This is a genomic window from Anaerococcus murdochii, from assembly GCF_019957155.1.
GTDB classification, from domain to species: Bacteria; Bacillota; Clostridia; order Tissierellales; family Peptoniphilaceae; genus Anaerococcus; species Anaerococcus murdochii.
In genome coordinates, this window is the sequence record NZ_JAIPME010000002.1 from 1528109 (window position 1) to 1543291 (window position 15183).

At 33.3% G+C, this 15183-nt stretch carries 17 protein-coding genes; 9 read left to right on the forward strand and 8 right to left on the reverse strand.

What is annotated here, in order from left to right; genetic code table 11:
* Window positions 1-206 precede the first annotated feature (206 nt).
* Genes K8P03_RS07720 through K8P03_RS07730 form a run of 3 tightly spaced genes read left to right on the forward strand, consistent with a single transcriptional unit; the run spans window position 207 to window position 1365 of the window.
* Complete coding sequence (locus tag K8P03_RS07720; RefSeq protein ID WP_223420086.1) at window positions 207-836, forward strand: TVP38/TMEM64 family protein; 630 nt, start codon at window positions 207-209, stop codon at window positions 834-836.
* A gap of 8 nt (window positions 837-844) precedes the next feature.
* Window positions 845-1183, forward strand: a complete 339-nt coding sequence (locus K8P03_RS07725) for an SdpI family protein (protein WP_223420088.1) — start codon at window positions 845-847, stop codon at window positions 1181-1183.
* An 8-nt stretch (window positions 1184-1191) separates the two neighbouring features.
* The gene (locus tag K8P03_RS07730) at window positions 1192-1365 is read left to right on the forward strand and encodes a hypothetical protein (RefSeq protein WP_223420090.1); all 174 of its coding nucleotides are present in this window, start codon (window positions 1192-1194) and stop codon (window positions 1363-1365) included.
* Between the two features lie 63 nt (window positions 1366-1428).
* Here K8P03_RS07730 and K8P03_RS07735 read toward each other — a convergent pair whose 3' ends face one another.
* The 4 genes from K8P03_RS07735 to K8P03_RS07750 all read right to left on the reverse strand — a co-directional run bounded on the left by K8P03_RS07735 (window position 1429) and on the right by K8P03_RS07750 (window position 3487).
* Window positions 1429-1845 (reverse strand): DUF2871 family protein, encoded by a 417-nt coding sequence (locus tag K8P03_RS07735; protein ID WP_223420092.1) that lies wholly within the window; start codon window positions 1843-1845, stop codon window positions 1429-1431.
* On the reverse strand, window positions 1826-2506 hold the full coding sequence (locus tag K8P03_RS07740) for a hypothetical protein (protein ID WP_223420094.1): 681 nt from the start codon (window positions 2504-2506) through the stop codon (window positions 1826-1828). The genes K8P03_RS07735 and K8P03_RS07740 overlap by 20 nt, the downstream gene beginning before the upstream one ends.
* Window positions 2507-2568: 62 nt before the next feature.
* On the reverse strand, window positions 2569-3117 hold the full coding sequence (locus K8P03_RS07745; RefSeq protein ID WP_223420096.1) for a TetR/AcrR family transcriptional regulator: 549 nt from the start codon (window positions 3115-3117) through the stop codon (window positions 2569-2571).
* A 49-nt stretch (window positions 3118-3166) separates the two neighbouring features.
* Entirely contained in the window at window positions 3167-3487 is a 321-nt protein-coding gene (locus K8P03_RS07750; RefSeq protein ID WP_223420098.1) for a DUF4491 family protein, read from the reverse strand.
* A 169-nt stretch (window positions 3488-3656) separates the two neighbouring features.
* Here K8P03_RS07750 and K8P03_RS07755 point away from each other — a divergent pair, with 169 nt between their 5' ends.
* Together K8P03_RS07755 and K8P03_RS07760 are read left to right on the forward strand one after the other, a co-directional pair.
* Window positions 3657-4061, forward strand: a complete 405-nt coding sequence (locus K8P03_RS07755; protein WP_223420100.1) for a helix-turn-helix domain-containing protein — start codon at window positions 3657-3659, stop codon at window positions 4059-4061.
* 9 nt (window positions 4062-4070) lie between these two features.
* Window positions 4071-4418: a hypothetical protein gene (locus K8P03_RS07760; RefSeq protein WP_223420103.1), complete on the forward strand. Its 348-nt coding sequence runs from the start codon at window positions 4071-4073 to the stop codon at window positions 4416-4418.
* A gap of 41 nt (window positions 4419-4459) precedes the next feature.
* Here K8P03_RS07760 and K8P03_RS07765 read toward each other — a convergent pair whose 3' ends face one another.
* The 3 genes from K8P03_RS07765 to K8P03_RS07775 all read right to left on the reverse strand — a co-directional run bounded on the left by K8P03_RS07765 (window position 4460) and on the right by K8P03_RS07775 (window position 8735).
* The gene (locus tag K8P03_RS07765; protein ID WP_223420106.1) at window positions 4460-6220 is read right to left on the reverse strand and encodes an ABC transporter ATP-binding protein; all 1761 of its coding nucleotides are present in this window, start codon (window positions 6218-6220) and stop codon (window positions 4460-4462) included.
* Window positions 6217-7956, reverse strand: coding sequence for an ABC transporter ATP-binding protein (locus K8P03_RS07770; protein ID WP_223420109.1), 1740 nt, complete (start codon window positions 7954-7956; stop codon window positions 6217-6219). Before K8P03_RS07770 ends, K8P03_RS07765 begins: the two co-directional genes overlap by 4 nt.
* Before the next feature lie 167 nt (window positions 7957-8123).
* Window positions 8124-8735 (reverse strand): hypothetical protein, encoded by a 612-nt coding sequence (locus tag K8P03_RS07775; protein WP_223420112.1) that lies wholly within the window; start codon window positions 8733-8735, stop codon window positions 8124-8126.
* A gap of 53 nt (window positions 8736-8788) precedes the next feature.
* On the opposite strand from K8P03_RS07775, the gene K8P03_RS07780 reads away from it, so the two are divergent.
* Window positions 8789-10978: a DNA internalization-related competence protein ComEC/Rec2 gene (locus K8P03_RS07780; protein WP_223420115.1), complete on the forward strand. Its 2190-nt coding sequence runs from the start codon at window positions 8789-8791 to the stop codon at window positions 10976-10978.
* Window positions 10975-11988 carry a DNA polymerase III subunit delta gene (holA, locus tag K8P03_RS07785; protein WP_223420117.1) on the forward strand — a complete coding sequence of 338 codons (1014 nt, stop codon included), beginning with the start codon at window positions 10975-10977 and terminating at the stop codon, window positions 11986-11988. Before K8P03_RS07780 ends, holA begins: the two co-directional genes overlap by 4 nt.
* A gap of 388 nt (window positions 11989-12376) precedes the next feature.
* Here the strand turns inward: holA and rpsT are convergent, their stop codons facing one another.
* Window positions 12377-12634: a 30S ribosomal protein S20 gene (gene rpsT, locus K8P03_RS07790; protein WP_223420119.1), complete on the reverse strand. Its 258-nt coding sequence runs from the start codon at window positions 12632-12634 to the stop codon at window positions 12377-12379.
* 143 nt (window positions 12635-12777) lie between these two features.
* On the opposite strand from rpsT, the gene lepB reads away from it, so the two are divergent.
* Window positions 12778-13350 carry a signal peptidase I gene (lepB, locus tag K8P03_RS07795; RefSeq protein ID WP_223420121.1) on the forward strand — a complete coding sequence of 191 codons (573 nt, stop codon included), beginning with the start codon at window positions 12778-12780 and terminating at the stop codon, window positions 13348-13350.
* 14 nt (window positions 13351-13364) lie between these two features.
* Window positions 13365-15176: a translation elongation factor 4 gene (gene lepA / locus K8P03_RS07800; protein ID WP_223420123.1), complete on the forward strand. Its 1812-nt coding sequence runs from the start codon at window positions 13365-13367 to the stop codon at window positions 15174-15176.
* Window positions 15177-15183: the final 7 nt, after the last annotated feature.

Genomic DNA, 15183 nt, shown 5'->3' on the forward strand with positions numbered 1-15183 from the left:
CTGCTTCAGCAGTAGTTGGGATAGTGGTGCATGTGATGGAATATTCGGAGCCCCAATAGGGGCGTGCCGGTATTCGCGCCTTATAGGCGCTGCACAAACTACCAGCTAAGCTGGTAGTTTTGATTTGTAAAATTTCTATCTTTACCAAATCTTCACAAAAGTATGGTATCATAATGTAGTAATTGACAGATGGGAAAGATAGATGTATGATAGCACTACATACATCATACAGCGGAGTAAATATGGAAAAGTTTGTAAAAGATCAAATTTTTAATATAATAGGGGCAATAATCTTAATCTTGGGTATTATCCTGGGTTTTGTTGGCTTCCATAAGGGATACTTTAATTCTCTTGATACTTTTAGGGAATTAATTTTGGCCAAGGGAGCCTGGGCACCTATTGTTTTTATGGGCCTACAAATAGTTCAAATAATCGTGCCGGTGATACCAGGTGGTCTTACCTGTGTTGCAGGAGTGGTGATTTTCGGAGCCTTTTGGGGATTTATTTATAACTACATATCAATATGCCTAGGATCTATACTTGTATTTTTCATTTCAAGAACCTTTGGTAGGTCTATTGTAATAAGAATATTTGGTGAAGAACTTTATGATAAGTATAAGGGAAAACTAAATGAAGATAGGTACGACAAGTTTTTTGCCCTTGCTATTTTCTTGCCAGTTGCACCAGATGATTTTTTATGCTACCTAACAGGCCTTACTGAAATGTCTGTAAAGAAATTTGTTGCAATCATTCTTCTTTGTAAACCCCTTAGCATTTTTGCTTATTCTATGGCCTGGGCCCTTGGTTTTGACTTTTTAATTAAAAAATATTTGTAGGAGAAATAATGAAATTTGAAGATTTTTTAATATTTTTATTCCCAGCCTACTTTGTAATAGTTGGCTTCATTTCAAATATGATAAAGGATAAGCCCATTGATAAAAAATACGGCTATAGGACAGAACTTTCAATGAAGTCCAAGCAAAACTGGTATTTTGCAAATTCTTTTATGGCGAAAGGTTCCTTTGCCCTTGCCTTTATCTTTATGGCCTTGGGTTTAGTCTTGAATAATTTTGCCGATATGACAAGGTATAGGAGGATTTTATTTATTATAATAGAATTTATGTCCTATATAATTTTAGGAATTACGCTTGAAAATAGGCTTAAGACAGCCCACAAAAAATAGGAGGAGATATGTTAAGACTACTTATTTATTTTTTATTCGTCCTTGGGAATATATTCTTTATTCCAAGCACCTATAGAAAGTACAAGGAGAGTAGAGATAAGCTAGATTTAGCTGAGCTAATCGGTCTTATTCTTATGCTACCCCTTCCTATAGTAATGATACTTGATAGATTTATCCACTAAAAAGCTCTCTAACTTGGAAATTTCAAGCCGGAGAGCTTTTTAAGAGAGTAATATACTTAACTTTTAACACTTTTCTATATATGATTTTAGGTAAGTGTATAAAAAGTAAAAGGCAAATGAAATTCCTATGTGGCCGATGCCAGCGATTGCTGATATGGCTGCACTTATGGCACTATTATCTAAGCTATAGATTTGATAAAAACCTCTTGCAATTAGGGTTCCTATGACTAATATCAAAGAAAAGTTATAGGTATTGAAAAATCTTTTTTCTTTTTTGTCTTCTCTTAGATCAAAACTTTTAGCAAATAAGCTTAGGATTATAAATAAAATAAAACCTAAGACAAGAGTGTGGGTGTGGGCAAGTCCTAAATTTGTAGGACCTTTAAAACCAATAATCCTTGTACATTCTCTGTAGAAAGCTCCTATAAATAAGCCAAAAAGTGCATAGATGAATGATGTCTTAAAGTATTTTTTTGTCATTTTTTTCTCCTTTCATAGCCTTATAGCCGATTAAAACTGTCCAGATATAGGCACAAGTTTTTGGCACCATAAGGGCGCCGATGGATGGTAGGCTTTGGTCAAAAAGTACAACCGGTAAATAAAAACCAAAGCTTAAGAGAATGGTAAGCCAGAGATTTTTAAAGGCAGTGTCTTTTCTCTCCATTGATTTTTGGTAAAATATTATAATTATAATTAGACCCATTATTGTAAATGGAATATTCCTATAAATCCCCCAGGCAAGTGGGGATGGGCTGGTTAAAAATTTATTTTCTGGACAAAGAACTAGTAAAATCCTTAAGACTGCTAAGACCCAGATAGTAAAGGTAAGTCCTTTTTTATTTATAATCTTATAACGCTCTCTCCAAACGTAGTAGAGGATTAGGTAGAAAATCGTCATAGTTATGGAAGTGATTAGCTTGCCAAGGCCAAGTGATCTTGTGAAAGATTCAAGACCTGTTGTATTTAGGGCTATGGCACGCGGTATCAGATGAAAGGCATCACCAAAGCCTAAAACCAGGGCCATTAGACCGAATAAATAGTATACTCTATCAAATTTTCCTTCTTTGAGCATTTTTGTGCCGAGAAATATAACAGTTCCTAGGTAAAAAATATCAAAAATTGTTTCAAATAATGCTTGCATATAAACTCCTTACTGAACATTGTTCATTTTATTGCCTTATAAATCCCGCTTCAAATAGCGGGTTAATATAAGGTCTTTTTTACAATTTTTAATAGCAAGTCTTTGTTATAATTTTTATCAACAATAAAACAAAGGCTAGTTGATAGGATAAATTCAACCAAATCATCCTTAGTAAAGTCATCGTCAAAAGCATCATTTTTGATATTGGGATCCTTATCCAGGATATAAATCAAATTTTCTCTGAGTTTTTCGATGTAGGTGGCCATTGAGTCCTTGGCCTTACCAATACTTTGCGATTTAAAACTTAGGGAGTGGATGGTAAAAAAGTTTGGATACTTTTCTATGCCAAGACTTAGGTGGGTAAAAATATCCGATAGGTATTTCAAAAAGTCATCGGCTTTTTGGTCTTGATCTTCTATTCGGAATATATCTTCCCAAACACTTTCTATAGTTGAAATCATAAGGTCATCCTTGGATGAAAAGTAGTTATAGATTGTACCTACTGCAAGGTCACATTTTTTTGCTAACTTCCTTATGCTTAGGGCATCTAAGCCTTCGCTTGCAACTAAATCTCTAGACTCTTTAAGGATTTTTTCTTTGGATATAATCATATATGACTCCTAGATGAACATTGTTCATTATCATTATAAGCTGAAATTTTTACTTGTCAAGATTTCTTTTATTTCTTAATTCATCATAGTGGGCTTTTCTTTTAGGATTTTCCTTAAACCAACCCTTAAGAACTCTTTGTTCTTGCTCAATAACTTCACCAATTGACCAAAAACAGCAACAGGCAATTACACCAGCAAAGATGCTAGGGATAAGAGATTTGATGTAAAGGGAAAGGGCAACAAAAATTATACCAAATAAAATAAAAAATTTGTTAACCTTTCTCCCAAAATAATATTCGCCCTTGATCACAAGGGGATGAAAAATTCCTATTAAAAAAAATGTCACGACGCCAATAATAATTCCTTCCATAAATCCTCCTTATATAATTATCATATACATTGAAAAATTGGTCAAATATTTAAGAAAACCCTTAAAATTAAAGAATGTAAAAGGGTTTTTACATAAAAAAACTTGAGTGTAAAGTGATATAGATAGACTAAATAAATAAAATTTTTTAATATAGACTTAGGAGGTAAGAATGAAAATCGGAGATAAATTAAAAAATGCCAGGTTAAAAAAATCCATGACCCAAGAAGAAGTTGCAGAAAAACTTTTTGTCTCCAGGCAATCAATATCAAACTGGGAAAATAACAAAACATATCCTGACATTGGAAATGTAATCGCCTTGTCAGACTTATACCAAATAAGTCTTGATGAGCTTTTAAAAGGGAGTGATAATTTTATGAAACACTTAGAAGAATCAACAAACATTGTAGAATCAAACAAAAAACTCATTTTTATTATAGTAATTGCTTTAATAGCAATGATTGTAATGGCACTTTTTACAGAATTTTTGCCAGAAAAAGTATTTTTGATTTCAATATTTAGCCTTGCAGTAATAGTAACAGGCTTAGTTTATAGCGAGATTATTAAAAGATTTTAGGAGAAAGATATGGATATAAAATTAATAATAATGATAATTAGCGGGGCAGTTTTTGTGGTTGGTGGTTTTATCCTCCAATATAATATCTACCAAATGACTCAAATTGATGCAAAAGCGAGGGGACTTAAACACCCTAGATTATTGGGTGTCTTAAATATTTCAGGCAATAATGGCAATGCATTTTTGCTAGCATATTTAATTGGTAGGAAAAAATATCCTATACAAAATATTTCTAGTAAGGATTTGGCAGATTTAGAATCCTATAAGAAAAAATCTCTCCTTGCCTTATCAATGAACCTTATAGCATCCTTGGTTTTTGTAATAGCCTTTATATACTATAAGGGGATGACATTATAAAGACTTAAAAAGCTTAGGCAATTTCTCGCCTAAGCTTTTTTCTATACATATAATTCTGCTTGCGTTGTGAACATCTCTTTATAGAGGCCGTCCTCTTTTATTAATTGGTCATGGGTCCCGTTTTCTGTGATTTTTCCAGCATCACAGACAATTATTCTATCTGCATATTTGGTAGACGATAGTCTGTGGGAGATGAAAAGGGAAGTTTGCCCTTTAGAAATTTTTAGCATATTTTCAAAGATTTCCTGTTCACTTCTCGGATCTAGGGCGCTGGTTGGTTCATCCATGATAAAAAACTTTCCTTCATGGAAGATTGAACGGGCAAGGGCGATTTTTTGACCGATGCCACCTGATGGCTCGACAGATTTATCTGAGAAAAGATAGGTAAGGAAGGTATCTTCCTTTTCTAATTGTTTACCTATCCAATCCGACAAATTTAAGATGTCAAAGGCCCTATCCATATCCCTGTATTCATCATCACTGATATCTTCCTTTAGTTTACTAGTAATATTTTCGCTAATCCTAAAAGGAAAGAGCCTAAAGTCTTGGAAGGTAGGAGATAAGATTTCATAATATTTTTTTGTTGAAATCTCAGATATATCTATATCGTTTAGGTAGATATGGCCCTCAGTGGGTTCGTAAAATTTACACAAGAGTTTTACTATTGTTGATTTGCCAGCTCCGTTTTTGCCTACAAGTGCAAGGGTTTCTCCATTTTTTATTTCAAAGGAACAATCTTTTAGGACATAATCTTCACTTGCTGGATACTTAAAGGATACATTTTCAAATCTTATCCTAATCTCATTTGTATCAATATCTGTAATTTCTCCCTTATCAAGCAGGCCTTCTTCCATTTCAAGGAAATTGAAAAATACATCAAGTTGGGAATTTACAGAAATAACCTTAGCGTAGTTTTGCTGGATGAGATTAGTTGCGTTTATAACCTGGATTAAGGAGTTGAAGTACATGGTGAAGTTTGCAAGGCTAATTGTCTTATCGATTAATTTATAGGTTAGGTAAATTAAAGTAAGTATTATTGATCCATTTGCACTTACATTCATAATCCCAGTGTAGATTCCGTTTTTGTTGAAGTAGTCGGTTGATGATTTAATCATCTCATTTTGGTAGTAATCAGCTTTTTCAAGAACTAATTCTTGACCATCATAGATTTCAATGTCTTTAAAATATCTTAGATCTGATGCAAAATTAGCAAAAAACCTGTATGACCTTAGGTCAGAGATGTTATTTTCTTGGTATTTTAGTTCGTTTTCTTTAATTAGTGTCACAATTTTCTTGTTTATCAAAACTAACAAAACCAACAAGATAATGATAGCAGGATTTAGCTTTACAAGTATTCCTAAAGATAAGATTCCTGTTATCACTGCCGATATTACTAAGACAATTATGTCATAAAGGGTGTACATTTCCCAAACGGCATAGTGGGCCTGCTCCATCATGTCCTGGATTTCTTTGGAGTCGGATTTTTCTATGGGTAGTCTTAGGGATTTTTTTGCTATCTTAAAGGTGAGTTTGTCTGACATATCTTCAAAGGTGAGAGTCAGATAATTGTTTAGCCATCTATAGGTTACTTCTTTGATAAAACCTAGGACTATAACCAAGAGGCCAAGGCCTAGACAAAATGAAATTCTTTTTTGTCCCATAAGCTCATCTATAATTAGCTTTGGAGCGAAAATATTTATAAGAGGCAAGAACCCAAGGACTAGGTTTGTTATAATGACTTTGAGGGTAAAACCTGGGCGGTAGGTGTCTATTAATTTAAAAAGTTTTCTTATATTTTTCATAGGACCTCCTTGTAATTGTCTGCTTGGAGATTATAGAGGTCTTTATAATCCTCACAAGTATTCATCAGCTCATCATGAGTCCCATTTGCGAGAATCTTACCGTCTTTAAGATAAATTATCCTGTCACAAAACTTAGTCGATGCCAGTCTGTGGGAGATAAAAATCGAAGACTTATCTTTGGTGAGATTATCGTAGAGCATATAAAGCTCTCTTTCGTTAAGGGCATCAAGTTGGGCTGTCGGCTCATCTAGAATAAGAAGCTTAGCCTTAGATTTTGCAATAGCTCTGGCTAAAAATAGTCTTTGCTTTTGACCACCAGATAAATCAACCCCGTCATTATCCAGAATCCTTAGAAGAGTCTGGTCATCTTTTTTATCATATTTATTTATGATTTCATCTAGGTGGGTCATCTTGTAAATATCGTCTATATCTCTATTCTCAGTTGACATTAGAATATTTTCCTTAAAGGAAAATGGCAAGAGATTTGAATCTTGAAAGACAGCTGAGATTAGCTTTTTATAATCTATTTGCGAATTCTTTATATCTTCACCATTTATCAAAAGTTTGCCTTCTGTCGGTTCGTACAGTCCAGCAAGAAGGAGGGCAAGGGTAGACTTACCAGCACCATTTTCACCTACAAGGGCGATTGTTTCTGAGTCTTTTATCTTTAAATTTATATTTCTAAGAACATAGTCATCTGTACCTGGATATTTAAAAGAAACATAGTCAAGTACAATTTCTACTTGTTCTGGATAAATTTCTTGTTTTTGGTCCTTATAGACATCTGTAATCTTAAAAAATGGCTTAAACATAGTGAAGTTTCTCCTGATATCAGAAAAAACCCACATGGTCTGGTGGTTAAAGGCAATAAATGCGAAAATCGCTGTAAAATAGACATAGAAAGATGCTATAGAAATTCCACCTCCAATAAGGCCTGTCATTAGCCAATAAATAATAAGACCGTCTCTGATTAGGTTAAAAATATTTGCCAAGGTAAAAATTCTTAGAGTCTTTGTGTTAACATCTCCGAGGCGAATTATCCTATCTTTATTTGTTTTGCCATAATAAGATTTAAATATCCTTATGGTATCGAAAATCAAAATATCTTGCTTAGATAGGGGAGATTTCATTTCGTTATTAAGCTTTGCAAACTTATCCCAATTTGGACTCACTTCGTCCCAGTATCTGTTATAAGATTTTGGGACTTGGTTTAAAAGTGCCCAAGAAAGGCCAGTTAGGATTAGTGTTGTGATTAAGACCCAAAGATCCATTGTAGTAAAAATCCACAAAAATCCACCGATAGAAATCATCATGGAAAAGACATTTGGTAGATCCATCATAATGCCACCAGCTCCGAGCCAAGGCGATTCTACAGCCTTCATGGCATCACTTATTTTTTCGGATTCTTTCTTTTCTTTTTTAAGAGCGTAGGGTAGGTAGAGCGAATACTCTGTGATCATATTCATTAGCTTATAGCGGACGTGGTTCATCCTCATCCTGTAATTGCCCATAACAAAGGCATCAAAAAAGCTAATTAATGAAGAAATAAAAAATAAGCCTATGAAAAACATGGGAAAAACTTCAGGATTTCCTTGGTAGTTTTCTAGTATATAGGCAGGCGAAATAATCCATAAGAAGGGTTTGATCCCTACAAATAGACCGTAAAGTGCGATTAGTAAAAACATAATTGGCTCCAAATGAGCCATCTTTTTAATCAAAAATTTAAATTCTTTCATAGTGCCGAAAATTCGGCATCCTCCTTGGTTTTTCATATGTAAGTCAAGGAGCTATCCTTACTTACTAGTTACGGGTTTTCTTTCTTTTTCTTAATTTTGTCATTTTTCTTTTCTCCTTTCTTTAAACTTCTAATAATTTACCACGGTAGAATATTTATGTCAAATATTTATCTACCAGTAGCAAAGGAAATGATAGTATTTTTTCCTTCTTTTCTGATGTCTAAAACCTTAAATCTCCTGATTTTATAAGTATTATCAAAATTGATATAAGAATTAATCACAGTGCCAAGACCTGCCACTTCTGTAATTCCTGCTTTTGTTGTGATAGGTAGGTTAGAATCGATGGCGTAATTTATCATCTCATCGAAAAGCTCAGCATCTATATCAGATGTGCAATCTAATAGGGTAATATAAGCCTTATCTTCGCTTAGAAATAAGTTTGTTTTAACATTACCATAAAATCCTTCTAGGAAAATTTGAAAGAGAATGTAGGCTGTATTGTAGGATAGGTTTCTGTATCTTAAAGCCTTATCAACAACTAATTCGATTGTATCTTCTGTATATCTGCCCTTTACAGAAATAAGGTCTTTGCCTTTATTTTCCTTGACTTCGACAACCTCAAGACCTCCTGCAGTCTTGTAATCGTTTATCAAAAAATCATCACTAGGCATAAAGATAGTTTTTTCTACTAGAAGCTGGCTAATATTATTTTTAAATCTCTTATCTTTTACTTCTGCGGTGAAGGATAAGATTTCTGGATATTTTTCGTAAATTTTCATGATTTTCTCCTCTAATCTATTATATCATATGATATAATGAAATAGAGGTTTTTATGAAAAAAAGAATCGCCCCTTTTCTTTTGGGTTTAATCCTTGGAATTCTGGGCTTTATTAATTTTGAAAATGTGAATATCCTTTTTTTTGGACTTATTTTTGGAACCCTTTTTTTATTTTTTTATAGGAAAAGCAAAGAATACGCTATATTTTTTCTTGCAATCCTAATAGGATTTTCTTTGGCAAGTTTTAAATTTTCTAGGATTAATCCTAAGGAAAGTAAAAATGTAAATATAAATTTTACTATAATTGATAAAAAGATGAGCAAAAACTCATTAAGATATACTATTAAAATTGATGAAAATGGGAAAAAAGCCTTCATGTTTGATGAAAATGACTTTGATATTGGAGATAAAATCTCATGTGCTGGAGACCTTAAGCTTGTAAGGAGAAATACCAATCCAAATCTCTTTTCCTATAGATCTTATGCTATTTCAAAGGGAATTGGTCTTGAATTTAAGCCTAGAAACCTAAATCAAGAAGTTATAAGGACGAGATCTTCGAATATTTTCCTAAGTCTAAGAAGATCTTTTACATCTTATTTAAACAGGATTTTTAGGGAATATTTATCCAAAGATTCTGCTGACTTTGTTATTTCGGTAATTTTGGCGGACAATCTTTTTGAAAAGGGAGATATAAATAAGCTTGGTCTTGCTCATATCCTTGCTATTTCAGGCTTTCACTTAAATCTCTTGATGAATTTTATGGTTTTAATCTTATCCAAAATTGGCCTTTCCTATAAGAAATCCATGATACTTTCACTAATATTAGCTAGTCTTTATGGCTATATAATTGGTTTTGCCTATTCAATCCTTAGGGTAATAATAGTTAGTACAATTGTTTTTCTTGGGTTTTTATTAAGACGTGGAGTTGATAGGGTCAAGGCCTTGATGGTTGCAGCAATTTTGATTTTATTTATAAATCCTTTTGCCATCCTAAACACTGGTTTTATTCTTACCTTTGTAACCATGCTTGCAATTTACAAGATTTATCCAAGACTTAAGGCTTATTTTAAGGAAGGATTCATTAGGAAAAACCTTGCCTTTACAACCAGTATCCAAATCGCAGCTCTGCCTTTTACTGCCTATTACTTTAGGTATTTTAATTTCCTTAGCATCATTGCAAACTTTTTGGTAGTGCCTGTTTTTGAATTTGGCATGTATATTATTTTCAGCCTGATATTTTTATATCCGATTTTTAAAGGCTTACTAAAACCAGGATTTATGGTCCTTGATATAATGATTAGGTCAATATTTAATATGACGGAAATACTCGCAAAAATTAGGTTTTTATCTTTTGATTTTATAGCAGAAAGTATCTTTATAAGCCTCTACCTTTTTGCACTTATCTTTGTACTTACAAATATAAAAAATAAAAAAGGCTTAGGTAAATTTTTTAAGGCTTCTTTTGTCATTGTTATCTTATCAATGGCTGTTAGAAGTCTCGATAGACCAATAGAATACCAAATGATAGATATTGGCCAAGGAGACGCATTTTTGCTTAATGATAGGGGCAAATATTATATGATAGATGTGGGTGGACCAAAGTACAAGGACTATGATTCGGGAGAAAGAATCCTTGTGCCTTACTTAAAAAGTCTTGGAATCAAGGAAATTGAGGCCGTATTTATAAGTCATGAAGACTCTGATCACGCTGGCAATCTTGATATATTAAGGAAAAATATAAGAATTAAGAAAATTGTAACTGATAATAAGGTTTCAAAAGAATTTATAGAAAAATACCAGCCAAGTTTTATGGGAATAGGTGATGAGTTTAAGTTAAAATCTGGTAAAATTACCTGTATCTATGATGGGGCTGGGGGAGACCTTGATAAAAATGACCAGTCCCTAGGGCTTTTACTTAACATTAGGGGCAATAAAATTTTGACTATGGGGGATTTATCATCGCCTTATGAAGATAAACTTAAAGTCGAGGCAGATATTTTAAAATTATCCCACCATGGTTCAGCTTCATCTAGCTCCAAGGAATTTATAGATCAAGTTAATCCAATGATGGTATTAATTTCTGCTGGAAGGGATAATACTTACGGCCATCCAAATAAAAAAGTTCTAGAAAATGTTGGCGATATTAAAAAATATAACACCCAAACTGATGGTCTTGTAAAAATCAACTTTTATAAGGGCAGGGTCAAGGTAGAAAAATATTTGAAGGGAGGATTTTTTAGGTGAAATATATTGATTTTTTTAAAAACTTTTCGGGCTTAAAAACATCTGGCATATATTTATTTGATTCCAAAGAGGAATATTTAAATACAACTATAATCGAAGAAGCGGAAAGACTTATAAATATAAAAGATTTTAACCTTATAAAAATAAAGGGAGAGACCGATTTTGACACAATAAAAAATTCCTACGAAACTTATCCGGTCATGGAAGATAGGAAGATTATTATTTGGCAAAATATAGACTTATCCAAGGATGGGGTCAAAAATTATAAGGAAATTTTAGATAAGCTAGGGGAAGATGCTAAGGACTTTCCTCCTTATGCAAGTTTTTTGATTTTTTCAGACACCAAACCATTTAAGGGAAAATTTTATAAGGAAATTGCTAAAAATGGGACAATTGTCGAAATTGATAGACTAAATAATAATGAACTAAGGTCTTTTATCGGCAGAAGATTTATAAAAAATAATAAAAAGATTTCAAATGCTTATATAGATGAGATTATAGGTAGGTTTTCTTATTTGTCTTATAATAGCGAAATTGATTTATTTGAGATTGTAAATTCGGTTGATAAGATAATTTCAAATTCAAATGACGAAATAATAAAAAAAGAAGATATAGATGACCAGCTAGACCAGGTTTTAAATTTAAATATCTTTAATCTTACAGATGCTATTGCCAGCAAAAATATAAAAGAAGCCTTAAAAACCCTTCTTTTAATGGAAAAATCTGGAGAAGACCTCTTTATGATTTACCATATGTTAATAAGACAGTTTAGGATTTTGACAGCTGTAAAAAGTTTGATCCAGGCAAATTATAATGATTCTTTTATAATTAAGGCCGCCCAAATTGGTTCTTTTGAATTAAGAAAAGCCAAGGCTAATATAAGAAATTATTCATTAGACGAATTGATAGATATAAATGAAAGGCTAATGGATATGGAAATAAGATCAAAGTCCGAAGCCTTTGAGATGAAGGATGAATTGATGAAATTAATCGCTTTTGTGGGGATTTAAAAAGAGTGGAGTAACCACTCTTTTTTGATACTTATATTTAATTAATTCCTCGACATCGCTCGGGATAAATTCATCGCACTGGACTATTTTCCCTGCATAAAGATTTTCTATTATTTTCCTGCGTGCTTCGCACTTGTAAAATAATGAAAAACGAGCAGATATTGCTTGCAAAACACGTGTAATTTGCGACTACGAAAAAAGAACGCTCCTGTTCGTCGCGTCCTTTTTTCTCCGCTGCATAAGGTTTTTCTATTATTTTCCTGCGTGCTTCGCACTTGTAAAATAATGAAAAACGCACAAATTTTGCTTGCAAAATTTGTGCTACCATTAAATGAGTGATTATCAGTAGTCATATGTTAGGATCCATTACTGATTATCACTCATTTTATTATGCGTTTAGTTTTCTAGCTAATTTTGATGTAGTTGCTGCTACTCTGTTTTTGTGGATAACATTTTTGCTTTCAGCTTGTTTTAGCTTTTTGTCAACTACTTTAAAGATTTCTCTAGCTTCTTCAAGATTGCCTGCTTCTACTGCAGCTTCAAATTTTTTGATGTATGTCTTGATTTCTGATTTTCTAGATTTGTTTCTAAGGTTATTTCTCTTAGCAACTTCTATTCTTTTTTGACTTGATTTAATATTTGCCATCTATTTTTCACCTCTCTTCTGTTTTGCTTGACTTATGTATTCTACCATAATTTATTAAAAAGCTCAAGTTTTTATTTATCTTATGTAAATTTTTGAGAATTGACCCAAACTAGTATATAATTAATAAGAATGAGAGGTTAGCTATGAATGAAGAAAACAAACAAATAAAAAAAGAAAATTCACTATTAAATACCATTTGGGATTGGGTTAAAACCATCCTTATCGCCTTGGCTATTACATTTTTTGTTAAGGCTTTTATCATTGATGCAACAAGGGTAGCGGGCAAGTCTATGCTAAATACCCTCCACGATGGAGATATGCTTATGGTTAATAAAATCGGCAAGCATTTTAGGGACTATAAGAGGGGAGAGATTGTAATTTTGCATGCTCCTGATTATCCAAACAGACTTTATGTAAAAAGAGTAATCGGTACTCCTGGCGATCTTGTTGAGTTAAAAGATGGTGATGTATACATCAACGGTGAAAAACTTGAAGAAAAATATGTTTCAGTTGACGAAACCCTTGCCAAGACAGAACAAACAGGTTGGGTCCTTGGTGATAAGGAATATTTAGTTTTTGGTGATAACAGAGCCAATTCTAATGATTCAAGGGATTTTGGACAAATTTATAAAGAAGAGATTGTAGGCCATGCATTTTTTAGGATTTATCCTTTTGAAGATGCAGGTTTAATTGATAACAATCCTTATGGAAATTAATTAGTAGGAGTTATATGACAAAGAAAAAAGATAATATTAGGAATTTTTCTATCATTGCCCACATCGACCACGGAAAGTCAACTCTTGCTGATAGGCTTATAGAAAGAAGCGAAAATATCAGCCAAAGGGATATAAAAGAGCAGATGCTTGATGATATGGAGCTTGAGCAGGAACGTGGGATTACAATTAAATTAAAATCAATTAAAATCCACTACAAGGCTAATGATGGAAAAGTTTATGACCTAAATCTAATTGATACTCCAGGCCATGTTGACTTTAACTATGAGGTTTCAAGATCTCTTAAGGCATGTGAGGGGGCTATTCTTGTTGTTGATGCTAGTCAAGGTGTAGAAGCACAAACTTTGGCCAATACTTATTTGGCACTTGAACAAGATTTGGAAATCCTTCCAGTTTTAAATAAAATCGACCTACCAAGCGCTAGAGTTGATGAAGTTAAACTTGAGATTGAACACCAAATTGGTCTTGATACTGATAAGGCACCTTTGGTGTCAGCAAAAACCGGCCTAAATATTGAAGATGTTCTAGAAGATATAGTTGAAAATATACCAGCACCAGAAGATCACGATGATAAACCGCTTAAGGCTCTTATTTTTGACTCTTATTACGATTCCTATGTGGGAGTAATTTGTTACATAAGAGTTTTTGAAGGGGTAGTTCGTCCTGGTGATGAAATTAAGATGATGAATACTGGCAAGGTTTTTGAAGTAAACCAAGTTGGCTATACATCAAGAGGCAGGATTGCTACCAAAGAACTTAGGTCTGGTGACGTTGGTTTTATCGAAGCATCTATAAAGCAAGTTAAGGATGCAAGAGTTGGTGATACTATCACAACAGTAGAAAATCCAACAGATAAACCACTTACTGGTTATAAGGAAGTCCTACCTATGGTTTATTCTGGTATTTATCCAGCAGAAGGCGAATCTTTTGATAAATTGAGGGACTCGCTTGAAAAGCTCCAGGTAAATGACGCAGCCTTAGTATTTGAACAAGAAAATTCTCAGGCCCTAGGTGTTGGTCTAAGGGCAGGTTTCCTTGGACTTTTACACATGGATATCATTACCCAGAGGCTTGAAAGGGAATATGACCTTGATATCATCGCAACAGCTCCATCTGTAATTTACAAGCTTAAGTTAAAGGGTCAGGATAATGAAAAGGAATTACAAAATCCTAATGATTTCCCAGATCCAACAGAAATCCAATATATTAAGGAACCTGTAACTATATCTGAAATTATCACTCCAAAAGATTATATAGGCCAAGTAATGGACCTTGCCCAATCTAGACGTGGTGAGTTGATAAATATGACCTACATTGATGAATCCAGGGTGTCAATCAAGTACAAAATCCCTCTAAGCGAGGTAATTTACAACTTCTTTGATTCTTTGAAATCAAGGACAAAGGGCTACGCTTCACTTGATTATGAAGTAACTGACTACCAAGTTTCAGATTTAGTTAAGCTTGATATCTTGATTAACGAGCAAAACGTTGATGCCCTTTCTCTTATCGTTCATAGGGATAATGCCTACTCAAGGGGCCGTGGTATTGTTGAAAAACTAAAGGATGAGATTCCTAGACAACAATTCGCTGTTCCAATCCAGGCTGCTATCGGTGGCAAGATTATTGCAAGAGAAACAGTTAGAGCTCTTAGAAAAGACGTAATCGCTAAGTGCTACGGCGGCGATATTTCAAGAAAGAAAAAGCTTCTTGAAAAACAAAAAGAAGGTAAGAAGAAGATGCGTCAACTTGGTAACGTTGAAGTTCCACAAGACGCCTTCCTTGCAGTATTAAAATTAGATGATGAATAAAAAATAG